Origin of the sequence: Oceanobacillus sp. FSL H7-0719 (assembly GCF_045040795.1) — a bacterium.
In the GTDB taxonomy this organism is placed as follows: domain Bacteria; phylum Bacillota; class Bacilli; order Bacillales; family Amphibacillaceae; genus Oceanobacillus.
In genome coordinates, this window is the sequence record NZ_CP150301.1 from 728013 (window position 1) to 748758 (window position 20746).

25 protein-coding genes are annotated in these 20746 nt (G+C 36.4%); 24 read left to right on the top strand and 1 reads right to left on the bottom strand.

Going from position 1 to position 20746, the window contains the following annotated elements; translation table 11 throughout:
- From NST93_RS03725 to NST93_RS03795, 15 genes are all read left to right on the top strand, one after another.
- A complete protein-coding gene (locus tag NST93_RS03725; protein WP_405101313.1) occupies window positions 1-1173 on the top strand; it encodes an endonuclease Q family protein in 1173 nt (390 codons plus the stop codon).
- 164 nt (window positions 1174-1337) lie between these two features.
- Complete coding sequence (gene spoIIM / locus NST93_RS03730; RefSeq protein WP_405101315.1) at window positions 1338-1976, top strand: stage II sporulation protein M; 639 nt, start codon at window positions 1338-1340, stop codon at window positions 1974-1976.
- 107 nt (window positions 1977-2083) lie between these two features.
- Window positions 2084-2539: a Fur family transcriptional regulator gene (locus tag NST93_RS03735; RefSeq protein WP_405101317.1), complete on the top strand. Its 456-nt coding sequence runs from the start codon at window positions 2084-2086 to the stop codon at window positions 2537-2539.
- 159 nt (window positions 2540-2698) lie between these two features.
- Window positions 2699-3589, top strand: a complete 891-nt coding sequence (gene xerD, locus NST93_RS03740) for a site-specific tyrosine recombinase XerD (protein ID WP_405101319.1) — start codon at window positions 2699-2701, stop codon at window positions 3587-3589.
- A 177-nt stretch (window positions 3590-3766) separates the two neighbouring features.
- Entirely contained in the window at window positions 3767-4948 is a 1182-nt protein-coding gene (locus tag NST93_RS03745; RefSeq protein ID WP_405101320.1) for a D-alanyl-D-alanine carboxypeptidase family protein, read from the top strand.
- 94 nt (window positions 4949-5042) lie between these two features.
- Window positions 5043-5396 carry an anti-sigma F factor antagonist gene (gene spoIIAA / locus NST93_RS03750; RefSeq protein ID WP_405101322.1) on the top strand — a complete coding sequence of 118 codons (354 nt, stop codon included), beginning with the start codon at window positions 5043-5045 and terminating at the stop codon, window positions 5394-5396.
- A complete protein-coding gene (gene spoIIAB / locus NST93_RS03755; RefSeq protein ID WP_405101324.1) occupies window positions 5393-5833 on the top strand; it encodes an anti-sigma F factor in 441 nt (146 codons plus the stop codon). Before spoIIAA ends, spoIIAB begins: the two co-directional genes overlap by 4 nt.
- 11 nt (window positions 5834-5844) lie before the next feature.
- Window positions 5845-6600, top strand: a complete 756-nt coding sequence (gene sigF / locus NST93_RS03760; RefSeq protein ID WP_405101326.1) for an RNA polymerase sporulation sigma factor SigF — start codon at window positions 5845-5847, stop codon at window positions 6598-6600.
- Between the two features lie 154 nt (window positions 6601-6754).
- Window positions 6755-7363, top strand: a complete 609-nt coding sequence (locus NST93_RS03765; RefSeq protein WP_405101328.1) for a stage V sporulation protein AA — start codon at window positions 6755-6757, stop codon at window positions 7361-7363.
- Window positions 7350-7772 carry a stage V sporulation protein AB gene (locus NST93_RS03770; protein ID WP_405101330.1) on the top strand — a complete coding sequence of 141 codons (423 nt, stop codon included), beginning with the start codon at window positions 7350-7352 and terminating at the stop codon, window positions 7770-7772. The genes NST93_RS03765 and NST93_RS03770 overlap by 14 nt, the downstream gene beginning before the upstream one ends.
- A 25-nt stretch (window positions 7773-7797) precedes the next feature.
- The gene (locus NST93_RS03775) at window positions 7798-9273 is read left to right on the top strand and encodes a spore germination protein (protein WP_405101332.1); all 1476 of its coding nucleotides are present in this window, start codon (window positions 7798-7800) and stop codon (window positions 9271-9273) included.
- A gap of 93 nt (window positions 9274-9366) precedes the next feature.
- Window positions 9367-10674, top strand: coding sequence for a diaminopimelate decarboxylase (gene lysA / locus NST93_RS03780; RefSeq protein WP_405101334.1), 1308 nt, complete (start codon window positions 9367-9369; stop codon window positions 10672-10674).
- 79 nt (window positions 10675-10753) lie between these two features.
- Window positions 10754-11191 carry a peptidylprolyl isomerase gene (locus tag NST93_RS03785; RefSeq protein WP_405101336.1) on the top strand — a complete coding sequence of 146 codons (438 nt, stop codon included), beginning with the start codon at window positions 10754-10756 and terminating at the stop codon, window positions 11189-11191.
- A 105-nt stretch (window positions 11192-11296) separates the two neighbouring features.
- Entirely contained in the window at window positions 11297-11749 is a 453-nt protein-coding gene (locus NST93_RS03790) for a site-2 protease family protein (protein ID WP_405101338.1), read from the top strand.
- Window positions 11750-11976: 227 nt separating this feature from the next.
- Entirely contained in the window at window positions 11977-12345 is a 369-nt protein-coding gene (locus NST93_RS03795; protein WP_405101340.1) for a GNAT family N-acetyltransferase, read from the top strand.
- A 70-nt stretch (window positions 12346-12415) separates the two neighbouring features.
- On the opposite strand, the gene NST93_RS03800 is transcribed toward NST93_RS03795, so the two are convergent.
- Complete coding sequence (locus tag NST93_RS03800; protein WP_379564688.1) at window positions 12416-12499, bottom strand: YjcZ family sporulation protein; 84 nt, start codon at window positions 12497-12499, stop codon at window positions 12416-12418.
- 177 nt (window positions 12500-12676) lie between these two features.
- On the opposite strand from NST93_RS03800, the gene NST93_RS03805 reads away from it, so the two are divergent.
- The 9 genes from NST93_RS03805 to ccsB all read left to right on the top strand — a co-directional run bounded on the left by NST93_RS03805 (window position 12677) and on the right by ccsB (window position 20695).
- A complete protein-coding gene (locus NST93_RS03805; protein WP_405101342.1) occupies window positions 12677-13414 on the top strand; it encodes a segregation/condensation protein A in 738 nt (245 codons plus the stop codon).
- A 2-nt stretch (window positions 13415-13416) separates the two neighbouring features.
- Entirely contained in the window at window positions 13417-14013 is a 597-nt protein-coding gene (scpB, locus tag NST93_RS03810; RefSeq protein WP_405101344.1) for an SMC-Scp complex subunit ScpB, read from the top strand.
- A gap of 222 nt (window positions 14014-14235) precedes the next feature.
- Entirely contained in the window at window positions 14236-15150 is a 915-nt protein-coding gene (locus NST93_RS03815; RefSeq protein ID WP_405101346.1) for a D-alanyl-D-alanine carboxypeptidase family protein, read from the top strand.
- Complete coding sequence (locus NST93_RS03820; protein WP_405101348.1) at window positions 15144-15728, top strand: nucleoside recognition domain-containing protein; 585 nt, start codon at window positions 15144-15146, stop codon at window positions 15726-15728. Before NST93_RS03815 ends, NST93_RS03820 begins: the two co-directional genes overlap by 7 nt.
- A gap of 1 nt (window position 15729) precedes the next feature.
- Complete coding sequence (locus NST93_RS03825) at window positions 15730-16260, top strand: spore maturation protein (RefSeq protein ID WP_405101350.1); 531 nt, start codon at window positions 15730-15732, stop codon at window positions 16258-16260.
- Between the two features lie 76 nt (window positions 16261-16336).
- Window positions 16337-17065 (top strand): pseudouridine synthase, encoded by a 729-nt coding sequence (locus tag NST93_RS03830; protein ID WP_405101352.1) that lies wholly within the window; start codon window positions 16337-16339, stop codon window positions 17063-17065.
- Window positions 17066-17140: 75 nt separating this feature from the next.
- Window positions 17141-17713, top strand: coding sequence for a thiol-disulfide oxidoreductase ResA (gene resA / locus NST93_RS03835; RefSeq protein ID WP_405101354.1), 573 nt, complete (start codon window positions 17141-17143; stop codon window positions 17711-17713).
- Window positions 17714-17816: 103 nt separating this feature from the next.
- A complete protein-coding gene (locus tag NST93_RS03840; RefSeq protein WP_405101356.1) occupies window positions 17817-19457 on the top strand; it encodes a cytochrome c biogenesis protein ResB in 1641 nt (546 codons plus the stop codon).
- 47 nt (window positions 19458-19504) lie between these two features.
- Entirely contained in the window at window positions 19505-20695 is a 1191-nt protein-coding gene (gene ccsB, locus NST93_RS03845) for a c-type cytochrome biogenesis protein CcsB (RefSeq protein ID WP_405101358.1), read from the top strand.
- Window positions 20696-20746: the final 51 nt, after the last annotated feature.

Genomic DNA, 20746 nt, shown 5'->3' on the forward strand with positions numbered 1-20746 from the left:
TTGAATTCGTATTTTGCAGATCTTCATATTCATATTGGTCGTGACTGGAATTATAAGCCGGTAAAAATAACAGGCGCGAACAATCTGACATTGACAAACATTTTAATCGATGCAAGTCGGAATAAGGGAATCAGCTTAATTGGTGTAATTGACTGCCATGTACCAGCTGTACAAGAAGAAATCAAAAAGCTGATTGCGGAAAACAAAGCAATTGAACATAAGGACGGAGGCATTCGCTTCGAAAAGGTTACACTGCTTTTAGGGACAGAAATTGAAATTTATGATGACAATTGCCGCGGGCCAATTCATGTACTTTGCTTTTTCCCATACCTGTCGAATATTTCGGCTTTTACTGACTGGCTGAGTGAAAGAATGACAAATATCACGCTTAGCTCACAGCGTTATTATGGTTCTGCAAAGGATTTACAGTATAAAGTAAAAGAATTATCTGGTCTATTTATACCAGCTCACATTTTCACACCTTTTAAAAGTCTCTATGGAAAAGGTGTTGCACATTCTTTAACGGAAGTTTTTGATCCGGACTTAATTGATGCAGTAGAATTAGGTTTAAGCTCCGATACGGAAATGGCTAACGGCATTTCTGAGATTGCAGGGTATACTTTTTTATCTAATTCTGATGCACATTCTTTGCCGAAAATAGGAAGAGAGTATCAAGAGATTAATATGCAGGAACCTTCTTTTAAAGAATTTAATTGGGCATTGCATCGAGTTGACGGAAGAGGCATTGTAAGCAATTTTGGTATGAATCCAATGCTGGGAAAGTATTACCATACCGTATGTAAAGAATGCCTCACTCCCGCAGTGAAAGGAAATCCTTGCCCGAACTGTGGCTCTATGAAAAAAATAAATGGTGTGAAAGAACGAATAGAGGAGCTCACGACAGAACAAGAGCAGCCAGTACGACCGCCATATGTTCATCAAATACCTCTTGAATATCTGCCATCACTTGGTCCGAAGACATTCAGAAAATTACTGGATAAATTTGGAACTGAGATGAACATTGTCCACCGGGCAGAAATGGAGCAATTAAAGGAAGTTGTTCCAGAAAAATTAGCTCAAGCTATTATTGATAACCGCAGTGGCAGCTTACAAATTCAGCCAGGTGGCGGCGGGAAATACGGTTCTATTATTAAAAATAAAAGTAATAAATAATATGAATGAAGAGAGAAAGGAGGAGGAATTCTCCTTTCTTTTAATTCAAGGATTATCTATCAATAGAATACCGTTATAAATAGTAAATCTACTAAAATGTTCTATTTAAAGTGTGTCCTTCATAGCATGATTATATGAATCACTGCTTAAATGGGAGGATGCCAATGCAAAATTTTAGAATGATACTATCACAGCATTTAAAAAATTACTCGATTATTTATTTATTCATGATTATTTTATTTTTATCAGGTATTATTTTTGGAGCAGTTATTGTTAATAGTATGAATTTCGTTCAGAAGGAAGATTTATTTTTTTATTTGGAACGCTTCTTTAATTATACGATAGAGGAGCAGGCAGTTGATAAATTTACTTTATTCAAAGAAAGCTTTTTCTTTCATTTAAAGTATCTTGCCTTGCTATTTGTGTTAGGTCTTTCTATAATTGGATTACCAATTATCTGGATATTATTATTTATTAAAGGACTGGTAGTTGGATTTTCAGTTGGATTTATAGTAAAACAGTTAGGCTCTGAAGGATTGCTTTTTTCAGCCGTTTCGATTGCCCCGCATAACTTTATCGTTATTCCAATTTACATTTTTGCAGGTTCATTAGCCATGATTTTTGCACTGGCCCTCTTAAAGAAAATCTTTTCAAAGGGGAGTGCTTTTACGCTTTGGCAGCCTTTTTTCAATTATATGATCTCTTTTTCCATAATGATTATATTCTCAATTGGAGCTGCGGTTCTCGAATCCTATGTTTCGAATGGCGCGATGCAATATCTGATCAAATCGTTTTACTTATAATAAAACCTACTTTATAATTATTATAAATACAATTAAGCAAAATAAATTTTGACAGCATGTCGATTGGTGCATATAATAAAGTTGGGATATGAGGAGGCGAATTGCAAATGGAACATCGGATTGAACAAATAAAAAAACAGCTCCATGCACAGAATTATAAGTTGACCCCACAACGAGAGGCAACAGTTCGCGTTCTGCTTGAAAGAGAAGAAGACCATTTGAGTGCAGAGGATGTCTATCTACTAGTAAAAGAAAAATCGCCTGAAATTGGTTTAGCGACCGTTTATCGTACATTAGAATTGTTATCGGAATTAAAAATTGTGGATAAAATTAATTTTGGAGATGGTGTATCACGCTATGATCTTCGCAAAGAAGGTGCTAAGCATTTCCACCATCATCTTGTATGTATTGAATGTGGTTCGGTTGAAGAAATAGTCAATGACTTATTAGAAGATGTCGAAAAGATTGTAGAAAGTGATTGGGGATTCCAAGTAAAAGATCACCGGTTAACTTTCCATGGAATCTGTAAGCAGTGCCAAGAAGCGGCTGTAAAAGCCACATAAATTTTCAGCCCCAGCCTTCTCCGTTTGGATGAGGCTCTTTTTGTCTGGACAATAGAACAGACTCCCGCAAAACAATGTACAAGAGGGAATCCATTCAGTAAAAAAATGATTGAATAAGTAATTATGTTTATATCTATTCGCAAACAGGGGGGATAATACATGCTGCAAAATGAATTAGAAGATTACCTTCATTTTCTGCAAATTGAAAGAGGCCTTGCAGAAAACACATTAAATTCATATCGTCGTGACTTGCTTCATTACACGGAATATATATTAAAGGAGAAGGAATTATCAGACTGGAATAAAGTGACAAGGCATGATATTCTCAGTTTCCTGTATTTATTAAAGGATAATGGCAAATCAACAGCAACAATATCACGCCATATCTCTTCCATTCGATCTTTCCATCAATTTTTAATCAGAGAACAAATTGTGAAACAGGATGCAAGTTTACATATTGAAAAACCTAAAAAGGATAGAACTTTACCAGATGTTCTTTCTCAAGCAGAAGTAACTAAACTTCTCGAAATAAATGATTCATCTCCTTTAGGTTTAAGAACAAAAGCAATGTTTGAACTTTTATATGCGACCGGACTTCGAGTAACTGAAATGATTACCCTTAAAACAGATGATCTCCATTTAATGATGGGATTTGTTCAGTGCTTTGGAAAAGGATCAAAGGAAAGAATTGTACCTTTAGGTAATACTGCAAAGCATGTGCTGGAGGATTATCTGCAGCATGCCCGTCCGCATTTGGTGAAGCAGCAAACAACTTCCACATTGTTTGTTAATCAACATGGCAGACCCTTAACAAGGCAAGGATTTTGGAAAATACTTAAAAAGTCTTCCTTGGAAGCAGGTATTCGAAAAAACATCACTCCACACACACTTCGTCACTCCTTTGCCACTCATTTATTAGAAAATGGGGCAGACTTAAGAATCGTCCAAGAAATGCTTGGTCATGAAGATATATCGACAACCCAGATTTATACACATGTTACAAAAACCAGATTAAAAGATATGTACAAAGCATATCATCCAAGAGCTTAATTTCTGCAGCATTCATCTAGCTAAGTTGCATCTGCATATCTGCCTGCGGGTGAAAAATATACGCAAAAAAACATCTTCATGATTAGAATCTTACATAATCAATAAAGGTGTTTTTTTGCGTATAAAAAGATTCGTTTTGGGCATCCTAATTTTATATTATCTAGTGGAGGTAAATCTATGAATAAATACTGTATTTACTTAGTTATGATTAGCTTCATTTTATTTACAAGTTTTGTCCCTTATATAACGGTGGATGCTGCATCGGAAAAGGATTCTGACTCTAAACTTGCAAGTGAAGCTAAGTCAGCAATCTTGATTGAACAGGATACAGGAACCATTCTATTTGAAAAAGATTCCCAGGAAAAATTGCCGCCAGCAAGTATGACGAAAATAATGACATTACTTTTAATCATGGAGGCATTGGAGAAGGGAACATTAAAGATAGATGAGCTTGTTCGTGTCAGTGAAAATGCAGCCTCCATGGGCGGGTCACAAATTTTCCTGGAAGCTGGAGAAGAAATGTTAGTGAGTGATCTTCTAAAAGGGATTGCGATTGCTTCCGCTAACGATGCAAGTGTGGCATTAGCTGAACGAATCAGTGGCAGTGAGGAAGCCTTTGTAAAGGAAATGAATAATAAAGTGAAGGAATTAGGACTTGAGAATACTTTATTCCAGAATACATCCGGTTTGCCAGCTGAAAATCATTATAGTACAGCGTATGATATGTCAGTTATTGCAAGAGAGTTATTGAAGTATGAAAATATAACTGAGTACACCTCTATCTATGAAGATTATTTAAGAAAAGGAAAAGAAAATGAATTCTGGCTCGTAAATACGAATAAGCTGGTTCGTTTTCATCCAAATGTAGATGGCTTAAAGACGGGTTATACGAGCGAGGCAAAATACTGTCTTACTGCAACAGCGAAAAAAGATGATATGCGCATAATCGCAGTTGTTCTTGGATACGACTCCTCCAAAGAAAGGAATTCTGCAGTTTCTTCTATGATAGATTATGCTTTTAATCGGTATGAAACGACAAAGCTCTTTGATAAAGGAGAGAAGATCACTGAGATAGAATTTATTAAGGGACAAAGAAAATCAACAAATATTATCACATCCCAGGCAATCAGCACGCTTCATTCTAAAGGTGAAGCATTTGAAAACTTAACTACTGTATACGAATTGGATGATAATTTAACATTACCAATTCATGCGGGAGACGAAATTGGAAGATTACTCGTAAAGAATAATGATGAAGTTCTTGTAGAAGCACCTTTAACTGTTGAGCAATCAATTGATAATGCTTCGTTCTTAACACTTTGGAAACGGTCCTTGCAGGAATTGACTATATTTGAATAAAAACATTGTATTTTTTCTAGTTTTGTCGAATAGCAGGAATTATCGGTCTATAAAAAGAAAGATAGAGTAACGACTTTAAAGAGGAGGAGAAATAATGAGTTTAGAATCATTATTTTCCGTAAAGGAAGATGTTTTGATTGTCCGATTAATTGGAGAACTGGATCATCATGCAACAGAAAGTCTCCGGGACAAGTGGAAAGATATGCTGTATGGACATGGGGTAAAGCATGTCATCCTTAATTTAGAAGGAATTACATTTATGGATAGCTCTGGTCTGGGAGTAATTTTAGGGAGATATAAGGAAGTACTTCAACTTGATGGTGAAATGGTAGTTTGTTCTATTTCACCATCTATAAAACGATTGTTTGAAATGTCAGGAATGTTTAAAATTATTCGTCTTGAAGAAAATGAAATTTTTGCTTTGGAAGCACTGGGGGTGGCTTCATGAAGAATCAAATGCGCCTGGAGTTTTCGAGTGTAAGTGAGAACGAGGCTTTTGCACGTGTTGCAGTAGCGGCTTTTATTTCTCAGCTTGATCCCACTTTAGATGAGGTTACGGAGGTCAAAACAGTTGTATCTGAAGCAGTTACTAACGCAATTATTCATGCGTACCATAATGAACCCGATCATAAAATTATTCTTGCCTGTGCAATTGATGGAAACGAAGTAAAATTATCAATTGAAGATAGCGGAGCCGGTATTGAAGATATTGATGCTGCGCGTGAGCCGCTCTATACATCAAAACCAGAACTTGAAAGGTCTGGAATGGGTTTCACCATTATTGAAAACTTTATGGACGCTGTTGACATTACTTCTCAACCCGGAAAAGGGACAATTTTGGAAATGACAAAGCAGTTTATAAAAACTAAAACGGTTTATAATTAGGATGCATGCCAATGGATCTTAATTTAAAAGTTAATACTCGTAAAGAAAAACTCTCCGACGTACAAGTAAAGGACTTAATTTATCAAAGTCAAAATGGCAGCAAAGAAGCGAGAGATTTTCTGGTTGAAGCTAACGTGCGTCTTGTTTGGTCTGTCGTACAGCGTTTTATGAATCGTGGTTATGATCCAGATGATTTATTTCAAATCGGGAGTATAGGGTTAATTAAATCAATTGATAAATTTGATCTTTCATATGATGTACGTTTTTCTACCTATGCAGTTCCAATGATAATCGGAGAAATTCAACGTTTTCTCAGGGACGATGGCAGTGTAAAAGTAAGCCGTACTTTAAAAGAAACGGGGAATAAAATAAGAAGAACAAAAGATATATTAACTAAAAAATTCGGCAGATCTCCAACGGTAAACGAAATTGCCGATGAGCTGGAAATAACGATTGAAGAGGTTATTCATGCGGAAGAAGCGAGCCGAACTCCACATTCCATCCATGAAACTGTGTTTGAAAATGATGGTGACCCAATCACATTATTGGATCAGCTTGCTTTAGAAGATACAAAATGGTTTGAAAAACTTTCCTTGGAAGAAGCAATACAGAATTTAAGTGAGAGAGAAAGGTTAATTGTATATTTGCGTTACTATAAAGACCAGACTCAAACCGAAGTAGCTGAGAGACTAGGGATTTCCCAGGTTCAGGTTTCCAGGATTGAAAAGAAGCTGCTTCAGGAAATAAAAAGTTTCTTAGGTATATAAAGCTCCTTGATGGGTGATATATACTCTCCATATTGTTATTTACTGTTTACAGCTGAGGAAGCTAATGTTTCCTCAGCTGTTTTCAATTCACTTGGATAAAAATATGAAACGGCGCACATACTATGAAAAATAAAGAAGAGAGAGTGATTATACAATGCCTACAACAATTTATCTCAGGATGAAGAGGAATGTAAACATCAATGAGTATAAACAACTCTTTCTAAAAGATATTGCTCATGTAGCAGCAGAAGATAAATTGATGAAATTATTGGAAGAACGGCCTGTTTATCGTGTAACAAAAAAAGATAATAATGTAATTATTATTGATGGGTTTTTAGTTATAAAAGACATTTTAGTAGAATTTTCCGACTTGGATATTCAGCTAGTGGGCCCTGAACAAACAGTGGTTCGCATGACTCAGAAACCAGTAAAAACAAATGTTTTTCTGGCAATTATAGTCTGGTTGATTTTGTTTATTGGCACAGCAATGACAATCATGAACTTTCATTATGATGTAAGCATGCAGGAAGTGCAGCAGAAACTCCATTATATACTGACAGGTGAAAACAATGAATTTCCTCTATGGATTCAAATCCCTTATTCAATTGGTCTAGGGGCAGGCACGCTGCTATTTTTTAATCATTGGTTTAATCGCCGCTTTAATGAAGAACCGAGCCCACTAGAAGTGGAAATATACAACTACCAGCAGAATCTCGATGATTACCTCATTTTGCATGAGAATAAATTAAATGAACCTAATTAACTTTATACAAATATTCATTGGCTTTAGTGGCGGACTTGTTGTTGGAGCAGGCTTTGTTGCTTTTATTACTGTATTGAATATAATACCTCGATTAATCCAGCTAAGTAAAACTGCGAAGTTTATCAAAGTGTATTCTGCCTGTATTGTACTTGGTTTATTATTTGGAACATTTCTTTCATTTTACCCAGGGAATTTTCATCAACCACTTATCATTTTGCTTTTATGGGGACTTCTTCACGGGATATTTAATGGCCTGCTTGCAGCAGCATTGACTGAAGTTTTACATGTATTTCCAATCCTTTCAAAACGAGTAAGAATGGAAGGGATTTTATTATGGCTATTGATGGCTATTGTATTTGGAAAGATAATTGGTTCGTTATTTCAATGGTTATACTTTGTTACTATCTGAATGATAGAAAAATGTGAGGACGGGAATGGATGTAATGGCAAAGGAAATAAATGTTTACTCAGATATTTCGAAAAATGAGACTTATATGAAGGAAAGGCTTGGTTTAGATATATCCTTTGATATGGGTTATCGAGAAATGATTATTCTCCATAGAAAAATTCAGCTTTACTATGTTACAGGGTTGTGTGATACCAGTGTTATTCAAAAAATATTAGAGGTTATCGTTCAAATCAATGATAATGAAGTTGATTCCGATGCAATGGAAGAAATACTTACCAACCGTCTTGTACATCAGCAAGTCGAGAAAGTCAATAGTATGGATGAAGTTGTTGACCAAGTCCTCTCTGGTCTTGTTGCAATCTTTCTGGATGGCTATGATAAGGCGTATATTGTTGATATTCGTAATTATCCGGGACGTACACCAGAAGAACCAGACACAGAACAGGTTATTCGGGGTTCAAGGGACGGCTATACTGAAAATATTATAGAAAACACTGCACTGACAAGAAGAAGAATCCGTGATGCCAGGTTACGAAACGAAATGATGAAAATTGGAGAAAGATCGAAGACAGATGTATGTCTTACTTATATTGCGGATATAGCAAACGACAATCTTGTGGAGTTTGTAAGGAAACGGATTAAAGATACAGAGATAGACGGACTTACAATGGCTGATAAATCTTTAGAAGAGTTTATCATTGAACGGAAGTGGAACCCTTTTCCACTTGTTCGCTATACAGAAAGGCCGGATGTTGCTGCGAATCATTTAATGGAAGGGCATGTGATCGTTACGGTGGATTCATCACCAAGCGTAATAATTTTGCCAACAACTTATTTCCATCATTTGCAGCATGCAGAAGAATATAGGCAATCCCCATCATTTGGAACATTTGTAAGATGGACGAGATTCTTGGCTGTATTAGTATCACTGTATTTATTGCCATTATGGTTACTCTTTGTCACTCATCCCGAACTTTTACCAAAGGAATTAGCCTTTATTGGTCCAAATGAGGAAGGGAATATCCCTATTATCGTACAAATCCTCGTAGCAGATATTGGAATTGAATTTCTGCGGATGGCAGCGGTCCATACACCCACTCCTTTATCGACTGCAATGGGACTCGTTGCGGCTGTATTAATTGGCCAAATAGCGATTGATGTGGGGATGTTCAGTCCTGAAGTTATCTTGTATGTAGCTGTATCTGCAATCGGATCATATGTTACTCCAAGTTATGAACTTGGGGCTGCGAATAAGTTAATGAAGTATTTATTGATATTAAGTACTGCAATATTTGGTGTAGCCGGGTTTATTGTTGGATTTACCTTCAATATCCTCTTTCTTGTTAATTTGAAATCACTGAAAACACCTTATTTATGGCCATTTCTTCCATTTAATCCAAGAGCGATTATGCATATCATATTCCGAATACCAGTACCATACGCTAAAAAGCGTCCAAGTATCGTACACCCCAAAAATAATTATCGTATCCCGACAAAATAGAAGGACACAAGTGGTTGTTCTTTCGTTTTCTTGTTTTATATGGTAAAGTGATTTATTATTTTACTAATATGAAAATTTGGGGGAAACCGCTATATGATAATTGATCATCATCCATTCACTGTGAACGATCAGAACAATTTAGTAATAGGTGGCACAGATGCTACGGAGCTGGCAAAGAAGTATGGAACACCGCTCTATGTTTATGATGTTGCCTTAATCCGTCAAAACGCAAGAAAGTTTATTCAGGCATTCGAAAAATTAGGTGTGAAATCAAAAGTAGCCTATGCGAGTAAAGCATTCTCTTGTATAGCAATGTTGCAAGTGGCTAAACAAGAAAATCTCCATCTTGATGTTGTATCTGAAGGGGAATTGTATACTGCAATGAAGGCTGACTTTCCAGCTGCACGTATTCATCTGCATGGCAATAATAAAAGTAAAGATGAATTGCAAATGGCAGTTGATCAACAGATAGGCTGTATTGTTATTGATAACTTTCATGAGATTGAATTGCTTGAAGAAGTCTTAGAGGAAGCGGATAAGAAAATCGATGTTCTTATTCGGGTTACGCCAGGAATTGAATTAAATACACATCAATACATTATGACAGGAAATGAAGATTCGAAATTTGGCTTTAATCTTGTCAATGGACAAGCAGAAGAAGCATTTAAATTGCTTCACAATCATAATCGGATTAATTTACGAGGCCTGCATTGTCATATTGGTTCACAAATTTTTGAAACAGAAGGATTTACAGTTGCAATAAAATTGTTATATGAGTATATCGAAAAGTGGCATGACGATTTTAATTATATTCCAGAAGTTTTAAATCTTGGCGGAGGCTATGGAATAAGATATACAGAAAATGATACACCAATAGAACTAGATGTTTACGTAAAAGAGATGGTAAAAGCTGTACAAGAAAACAGTGAAAAATTAAATATTGATCTGCCGGAAATCTGGATCGAGCCTGGCAGATCCATTGTAGGGAATGCAGGTATTTCTTTATATACGATTGGTTCTTCAAAAGAAATACCTGGAATCCGCAGCTATCTGTCTGTTGATGGCGGAATGGCAGACAATATTCGACCAGCCCTCTATGAAGCTCGATATGATGCAGTAATTGCTAATAAAGTGAAAGAAAAAGTTGAAGGTGAAGTAGCGATTGCTGGCAAATGCTGTGAGTCTGGGGATATGTTAATTTGGGATCTGCCTCTACCTAAAGCAGAACCTGGGGATATTCTAGCTGTATTTGCTACAGGGGCTTATGGTTATTCAATGGCGAGCCATTATAATCGCCTTGCAAAACCAGCAATTGTTTTTGTTGAAAATGGCATTGATCGACTAGTAGTAAAAAGAGAATCTTTAGATGATATAGTGAAAAATGATTTATCTTATGAATAATGCAGGTTTTCTTTTAAAAAATCTAGTATAATGTTAAACTATACGAGAAAATGAAATTAATTAAGAAGGAGCGTTTTAAATGAAAAAAACGGGCTATATATTAATGGAAAATGGGGAAAAAATTGAAATAGAATTCTTTCCAGGAGAAGCACCAAATACAGTGAAAAACTTTGAAGAGCTTGCAAATGATGGGTTTTATGATGGGGTTACTTTCCATCGTGTAATTCCAGGCTTCGTTAGTCAAGGCGGAGATCCAACTGGCACTGGGGCTGGTGGAAGCGGCAAAACAATTAAATGTGAGACAGAAGGTAATCCACATACGCATGAAGCTGGTTCTCTATCAATGGCACATGCTGGAAAAGATACTGGATCCAGCCAATTTTTCTTGGTGCATGAGCCACAGCCGCATCTAAATGGAGTGCATACTGTTTTTGGAAAGATCACTTCAGGTCTGGAAATTGCTCGCAATATGAGTAATGGTGATGTAATGAAAGAAGTAAGAGTAATCACTGAATAATGATATATTCAAATTAAGCAAATCATAAATAGCTTATTTGCAGTAATATTCCACTAGTAAGAATTAGTGAATATTGCTGCATATTTATCGATAGAAGGATCATTTATGGATATCAATCTATTACTCTTTCTTATTTTCATTGGTTCTCCTATAAGTATTTTCATACATGAATTTGGACATGCTCTGGCCGCAATTGCTATAAGAGCAAATGATATTACAATTACAATTGGTTCCGGAAGGGAATTCTATGTGGTAAAATGGAAAAGATACATAGTTAAATGTAATATCTTTTATTTTATTGGCGGGGCATCTAATTATGAAAGAGACGAACCATTTACATCAAAAGAAATGATATGGCTTACCCTTTTAGGACCAGTATTTAATGGAATCGCTGCTGGAGTAATTTACTTCTTGCTGATGATATTTCCAAATGTTTATTTAGAAATTTTCTTCTGGTTTAATATGTGGTTGGCAATTGCCAATCTTATTCCATTCCGCATAAACGAGAAACAAACGGATGGTTATGCAATTATACAGTTGCTTAAAAACAAACAATGATGAGCTTGTTTCATATTATAGGAAGAGAAGGCTCATCTCGTATCTAATTCGTAATAACAGGCTCAATCCCAGGCTAAATAGCGACAATATACGCTCCTGATTTCTTTTTTTATTTGACAAACTCTGAATTAAGTGCCATTAATATATATATGCTTTTAAGCGTTTAGATTATAAAGTGATGAATATGAGACACAAAATGATTCTAAGTTTTTTAATGAGGGGTTACTATGTTAATTCGTTATAAAAAAAATATGGAAAAAATTGCAATGGGGCTGCTGTCGTTTATGCCTGATGAAAAAAAGGATGTAAAAAAACTTCAGCAGTATATTAAAGAATATGAGACAAATGACAATTGGCATTTGTATTTATGGAAAGATGATGAGGATGATATTATCGGGGCGATTGGTATACGCATTGAAGATGAAATTAGTGTGGTTATCCAGGACCTGTCTGTCAACCCTTCTCATCGAAACGTGGGTATTGGGAAAAAGATGGTAAATAAAGTCAATGAGCTTTATCAGGGAAAATATACTGTCTCTCCAACGGAGCAGCTTCAGCATTTTTACGATAAATGTGAAAGTATTGATGATAAGTAAAAGCCAGCCCATGTAAAATGGGCTGGCTTTTACACCTACTCAATCTGGTGAGCAAGTATGGATTAAAATTTTACAGCCATGCTGCACCTACGATAATTAAGAGTATAAACAGCACAACGATCAATGCAAATCCTCCACCGTAACTACCACTCATAACGAAAACCTCCTTTAGTGAATACATACATGTAAAAGCTGGGCGAATATGAATGATGAATTTATGATGCCCAGCTTTTACATCTGCTTACGTTATAGCTTATGGCTGACTCATTAATTATGTTTGGGCATTTATTATAGAAATAATTTGCTTTTTTATTTAGAAAGGAAGAACGCGATGGAAGAAGCGTATGAAGTAAAGCTTGAGCAATTTGAAGGTCCATTGGATCTATTGCTTCATTTAATTAAACAATACGAAATCGATATTTACGACATCCCTGTAGCTGAAATCACACAGCAATATATGCAATATATCCATACGATGCAACAACTTGAATTAAATATTGCAAGTGAATACCTGGTAATGGCTTCTACGCTTGTTGCTATTAAAAGTCAAATGCTATTACCAAAGCAAGAGCTCCCTGACGATGAAGAGGAGTACGTAGAAGATCCTCGAGATGAATTGATGCAACGATTAATTGAATACCGAAAATATAAGGAAGCTGCGCAGAAACTGCAGGAGAAAGAAAAAGAAGGGACACATATCTATACAAGACCGCCAGTTGCTTTCAATGATTTATCATTTGAAAAGTCACCAACTGTTCAAGGTGATTTAACAATCTATGACATGATTGGTGCACTTGGTAAAATGCTTGAACGGAAAAAGTGGAATCAGCCGCTTGATACTAAAATCCAGCGTGCCGAGATATCAATTGAACAGCGAATGGGTGATGTATTACAATTAGTTAAAAAGGCGAAGGATGGAATAGCTTTTGATGAATTATTTCCAAAGCCGTCCCGTACCCATGTTGTTGTTACCTTTCTCGCTCTATTAGAATTGATGAAGGAACAGCAAGTATATTGCAAACAAACAAAGCATTTCGATAAGCTATATTTGTTTTATATGGAGGAATAAATGTGGAAATTGGACATTTAAAAGCTGTTGTTGAAGGATTGCTTTTTGCTTCTGGTGATGAAGGGATTACTATGAAACAATTAAGTAAGATTTTAGATATCACTGAATCTGCAGCAGCGCATTTGATTGAAGAATTAAAATACGATTATGAACATACAGATCGCGGATTAATGATTATGGAATCACACGATGTTATTCATTTAACGACAAAACCTGAGCACAGCCAGTACTTTAAAAAACTTCTAGAAACACCACAATCTACGAGGTTATCTCAAGCAGCACTTGAAACCCTGGCGATAATAGCCTATCGTCAGCCGATTACGAGAACTGAAATTGAAGAAATTAGAGGGGTTAAGAGTGATGGGCCTGTGCAAACACTAATTAATCGTTATTTAATCGAGGATATGGGGAGGAAGGATACTGTAGGGAGACCAATTTTATTCCGCACAACAAAGGACTTCCTAACCTTTTTTGGGTTAACATCTCTCGAGGAACTGCCACTACTTCCTGATACAGAAACGGATGAAGATTCCAGTCAAGAAGTTGACTTATTCTTTGAAAGATTTAACGAGGAACTAAATGTAGACAGCGAAGATTAAAAAAATCCACTTACTTGCTAAGTGGGTTTTTTTAATGAAGTTAATTAGTGCTCATTTAAAAGCATATTCAAGACCGCGAATATTAGATGGATAACTTAATGGGTGTGAAAGTAATATCAATTGTTTATCTCTTCTCAGAAAGCTTAATTTTAGTTGTTTACGGGCATATAACGAATTACCATGTGCATAGAATAAAATAGAAATGAGCTGGGAGGATTAATGATGAGGTTACTTTTTGCGATGCTTTTTGTACAAGCTCTGTTTATATTTACCGCTGGCATTGGACAGGCTGCACCGAATGTTTCCGCAGCCAATGCTATTTTAATTGACAATGAAACAGGTGAAATCTTGTTTGAAAAGGAAGCACATGAGGAAAGGCCAATTGCCAGTATTACTAAAATAATGACAGCTCTTCTTGCTGTCGAGTCAGGGAAGCTGGATGAGCAAGCTGTTGTTTCAAGAAAGGCAATTTATACAGAAGGTTCTTCCATCTATCTAGAGCAGGGTGAAAAAATGAAGGTAAATGATCTAGTTTATGGCCTGATGCTGCGTTCGGGAAATGATGCTGCAGTTGCGATTGCTGAACATATTGGCGGAAGTGAAGAGGGATTTATTTTTTTAATGAATGAAAAGGCAGCCTGGCTTGGCATGAATCATACTCACTTTACAAACCCGCATGGACTAGATCATGAAGAACATTATTCAAGCGCTTATGATATGGCTATATTAATGAAAAACGCAATGGAGAATAAAACATTTCAAGAAATTAGTGCAAGCAAAATCTATAAATCTGCCACCCGTTCGTACAGCTGGCAGAATAAACATAAGCTTGTAACGGGATATTATTCTAATGCGACAGGCGGAAAAACTGGTTATACAAAACGAACTGGAAGAACTTTAGTGACCTCGGCGGAAAAAGATGGTCAGAAGTTAATTGCAGTGACGTTGAATGGTCCGGATGACTGGAATGATCACATTAATCTTTTTGAATGGGGCTTTGACAGACTGGCAGCAGATAAGTCAATTGACGAGAATTCAGCTTTTGAATTGACGGGGAAAGAAAACCAGCGTGTATTCAATTTTATGACAGATATATCAGATATATTACAGAGAATGACAGGCGTAAAATCATGGTAAATATTATATGGGCAATAATGGCGATTGTTGGGATTCTATACGCGATGATTAATGGGAAGATGGAGGAGGTCAATCAAGCAATTATAGAAAGTGCAAGTGAGGCAGTGACATTATCTATTGGACTAATCAGTATCTTAGTGTTTTGGCTTGGAATTATGAAGGTTGCTGAAGCAGCAGGAATTCTTAATTTATTATCCAAAATCATGCGGCCGTTTATTGTTAAGTTGTTTCCTGAAATCCCGAAGGACCATCCAGCTATAGGTTATATTCTATCCAACTTCACAGCGAACTTTTTTGGTCTGGGGAATGCGGCGACACCATTAGGTATAAAAGCAATGCAAGAAATGAAAAAATTGAGTAACTCTGACACAGCTTCGAGATCAATGATAACATTTTTAGCGATAAACACATCTAGCTTAACTTTAGTACCCACTACAGTGATTGCAATACGAATGCAGTATAATTCTGTTTCTCCTACAGAAATTGTCAGTACTACTTTGATTGCCTCTTTGGCGGGAATGACGAGTGCAATCTTAATTGATAGATTTTATTTTAAAAAAGAATCATGGAGGAAATAATATGTCTTGGATGACTGCGATTAGTATTTGGATTATTCCTTGTTTTTTGCTTATTGTTCTTGTGACAGCATCCTGGAAGCGTCTGCCTAGTTATGAACTTTTTGTTGAAGGAGGCAAAGAAGGTGTCAAGATGGCATTTTCTTTACTTCCTTTTTTAGTCGGAATGATTGTTGCAATTTCTATTTTGCGGAGTTCAGGAGTGCTTGATGCACTGATAACCTTGCTTACCCCAGTCTTGACTTTTTTAAAAATCCCCCCTGATGTATTACCGCTCGCTCTCATTCGGCCAATTTCGGGAACAGCGGCACTAGGCATGACGACAGAATTAATTCAAACGCATGGTCCCGATTCTTTCATTGGCAGACTGGCTTCTACAATGCAAGGAAGTACAGATACTACACTGTATATTTTAACAATATATTTTGGTGCTGTTGGAATCAAACGTATGCGATACGCACTTAAGGTTGGACTATTAGCGGATTTGGTTGGTATAATTGTTTCTGTCATAGTAGTAACGATTGTATTTGGATAAGCGGATTGATAGCGTTTAATGACTATTAAACGCTATTATTGTGTTAATAAATATTAAAAGAATGTTGGTGAAGTATATGTCAAATACATTAGAAAGACTACAGAAGGTTATTGCACAGAGTGGAGTAACCTCTAGAAGAAAAGCAGAACAACTGATTTTAGAAGGTAAGGTAAAAGTTAATGGGGAAGTTGTTACTGCATTAGGTACGAAAGTGGGTCCTCAAGATCAGGTAGAAGTAGAGGGTGTGCCTCTGGAAAAAGAAATTCCAGTGCACCATATATTGTATAAACCGCGAGGTGTCATTTCAACGGTAAATGATGATAAGGGGAGAAAAACGGTGATTGACTTTTTCCCTGAAGTAGAAGAACGGATTTATCCAATTGGCAGACTCGATTATGATAGTTCGGGGATAATTCTACTGACAAATGATGGTGAATTTGCTAATCTTCTGATGCATCCTAAGCATGAGGTAGAAAAGGTGTATGTCGCGAAGCTGCGCGGGATTCCATCTAAAGAAGAGCTTAGCCGTTTGAAGAAAGGGATAAAGGTGGACAAAGATCTTTTGAAGGCAGTTCGCTACAACATCCTGTCATTGGATCGCAAAAAAGACACCATGCTTCTAGAATTAACACTTATTGAAGGAAAGAATCGTCACGTAAGAAGAATGATGGAAGCATTGGGTTATCCAGTACAAAAATTAAAACGCGAAAAATATGGAATTTTAACCCTCGAGGGGTTGCAGCCTGGGGAAACACGCCCTCTAACTCCAAAGGAAATTAAACAAATGGTAAATATGGCAAAATAATTGTACTAGTTTAGACATAGTATAAATTTTCAAGCCACGCTATTATAGTGATATAATACACTGGGAGTGATAGATTTGAGTATTGAGAAAGCGAAGCAAGCTAAGAAAAATAAAAAGCGCAATCGTTTAATATACAGAGGTGCTATCTTAGCTGTACTCGTAGGGGCAATTATCTTTGCGCTTGTTTCCAATCTGCAAAAAGACAATACAGTATATCGTGCTGGGGATGCAGCGCCTGATTTTCAACTAAATCAGATTAGCAAAAATCACGATTTAGAAACATTACGTTTAAGTGATTATGAAGGCAAGGGTGTTATGCTGAATTTCTGGGCCACTTGGTGTAAACCATGTGAAGCTGAAATGCCTTATATGCAAGAACTTTATCCTGAATACAAGGATAAAGGAGTAGAAATTATTGCTGTCAGTTTAGACAGTACACAATTAGTTGTGGATCAGTTTGTTAATCGATATGATTTAACTTTTCCAATTCCTCATGACAGGAAAGGTGAAATAAGAGATTTATATAAGGTGGGACCAATTCCGAGTACCTTCTTTATTAATCCAGAAGGTGAAATTCAAGAAGTTGTTAATGGAGCATTGACTTTAGAACGGCTTGAGGGATATTTAGACGGGATTACACCGAAATAAATTAATAAACAGATTTCCTTTAATGAGGTGCATTTTTAAAAAAATTAGTATTTAACTTACTCTTTACTTCTAAGTAATGTGATTACTACTGTGAGGGATTTAAATGAATAAAATTAAATGTGAATGTGGTCATATAAACCCAGAAGGTACCGTCCTATGTGAAGCATGTGGGAAACCGATTGAAGGTAATCAGCATATTGACGGCAATGATCAAAAGAAGCTGCTAAATATGCGATATGACGGAACTGCACGTCGTTCGCAGACCTATAGAAAGTCATTTATTGACAAAACGTGGAGCTTTTTCTCTTCAGTAAAAGTCGGTGTTTGGTTAATTGTTCTAGCATTAGTTGCTTCTATGTTTGGAACCATTTTTCCGCAAGAGCAATTTATTCCGCCAAATGCAATTTCACGTGACCCAGCAGTTTTCTATGAAGGCACATACGGCTGGATTGGAAAAATATATTATCTGCTTGGCTTTCATCATATGTACAGCTCTTGGTGGTATTTGGTATTACTGGGTCTGATCGGTGTGTCATTGGTAATTTGCAGTCTGGACCGGTTTGTTCCACTGTATAAAGCGCTCAAAATTCAAAAACCAAAGAGACATGAGACCTTTTTAAACAGACAGCGTTTATTTAGCGAGACAGAAGAGGTTGCTGAATCTGAGCTGACTCAAGTGATTGAAAGATTAAAGAAAAAACGTTATAAGATTACGGAAGAAAATGGACACATACTTGCAGAAAAAGGAAGATTTTCAAGATGGGGTCCTTACGTAAACCATATTGGACTAATTATTATCTTGCTAGCTGCAATTTTACGTACCACACCTATTATGTTTACGGATGAATACATATGGGTTCGCGAAGGAGAAACACTTGTTATTCCAGGAACCAATAGTGAATACTATATCGAAAATAAAGATTTTATATTAGAAACACATGATCCAGAGGATGAGCGTTTTAAAGATGCAATCGCATCTGAAGGAGCAGTTGCAAGTAACTTCCAAACCGATGTTGTTGTTTATAAAGCTGTTAACAATGATGTTCCTGGTGCCGAACCAGAGCTGGAAGAAATATTGTCTGATTCAATACAAATGAATAATCCGGCAAAATTTGATGGCTATACATTATATCAATCTGGATATCAGCAGAACGAGTTTACTAACATGTCATTTAAAATTCATGAAATGAATGATGAGAATGAAGAAGAATTAGATTCATTTACAATTAATTTAACTGATCCTGAACAGGAATATGAACTCGATGGTGGATTCAGAGTTGTGCTTGATCAATATTATCCAGATTATTATTTAGATGATAACGGAATACCAGCATCTGAAACAAATTATCCGAGAAATCCTGCATTCGTCTTATTAGTCTATCCACCAGGCTCTGATTCTCCAGAGGTCAGCTTCTTAGGAATAGGCAGGAATATTGATGCAACTGGCGAAAATAATTTCAAGGTGTCCATACAAGATTTTGAAACACATGATGTAAGTGGTTTAACTCTGCGTGTAGACCATACATTGATTTTCTTTGGGCTTGGAGCTGCAATCTTTATGATTGGTGTTGTTCAAGGCATGTACTGGCAGCATAGAAGAATCTGGATTAACCCTAAAGGTAAGGGGATTTTGCTTGCAGGACATACAAACAAAAACTGGTTTAGTTTATCTAAAGACATTGAATATGCAATAGAAAATACAAATATAAAAATGGTTGAAGATAGACAAGAATTAGATGAATAGCTGTTATAGCCATTCATCTAATAACCTAATTTTGAGGAGTGAGTTTTATGGATTTCGGTAATTTAAGTGGAACGCTTCTGTTCACCGCATTTATACTTTATTTAATCGCTACACTTTTCTTCGGTGCAACAATAAGGCAAAGGAAAAGTGAGAAAAACCAAAGAGGAATAGTAGGAACTATTGCTCTTTCGATAACAATACTAGGTTTTCTCGCTCAGCTTGGTTATTTTATTACTAGGTGGATAGCGAGCGGTCACCCGCCATTAGGAAATATGTTTGAATTTGTAACGTTCCTTGGAATGGCTATGGTGTTTGCTTTTATTATTATTTATTTTATGTACAGACTTGGCTTTTTAGGACTGTTTGCATTGCCAATTGCAATGTTAATTATTGCCTATGCAAGTATGTTCCCATCAGAAATCGCACCGCTTGTTCCATCACTGGAAAGTAATTGGCTGTGGATTCATGTTACTACAGTTGCTGTAGGACAAGGCATACTATTTATTAGCTTTGTTGCAGGGTTAATGTATTTAATTAGACAGATTGATCAAACGAAGCGAAATAAGCGCAATATTTGGCTGGAAATTGTCATGTATACTATTTTCTTATTTCTAGGTTTTATTATAATTACAACTGGATTTAATGCTGCTGGATACAAAGCAACTTTTGAATACCAAGAAGGAACACAAATGATTGAAACAGAATATCATTTACCAGCAATTGCGGCACCTAATAACAGTAATTTAATATCTGAAAATGTAATGAAGCCGTGGTTTGAAACTCCCGGTTGGATGCAAGGCGAAGACGCTGGCAGGAAATTCAATACAGTAATCTGGTCTGTGTTTATCGGGACGATTCTTTACGGTTTAGTCCGCCTGATACTTCGCAAGCGAGTTGGTGCTGCGATTCAGCCGATGTTAAAGAGTGTAAAACCCGATTTACTTGATGAAATTATGTATCGTGCTGTTGCAATAGGGTTCCCAGTGTTTACATTGGGTGGATTAATCTTTGCCGCAATTTGGGCACAAATTGCCTGGGGACGCTTCTGGGGTTGGGACCCTAAAGAGGTATGGGCCTTAGTAACTTGGTTATTCTACGCAGCCTTCTTACATTTGCGTTTATCAAGAGGCTGGCATGGTGAGAAGTCAGGCTGGTTAGCAGTAGCAGGATTTGCTATCATCATGTTTAACTTGATTGTGGTTAACCTAGTGCTTGCAGGTCTGCACTCTTACGCATAAATTGAAATGCAAATTTTAATATGATGGCTGATGATATATAATCAGCTTTTA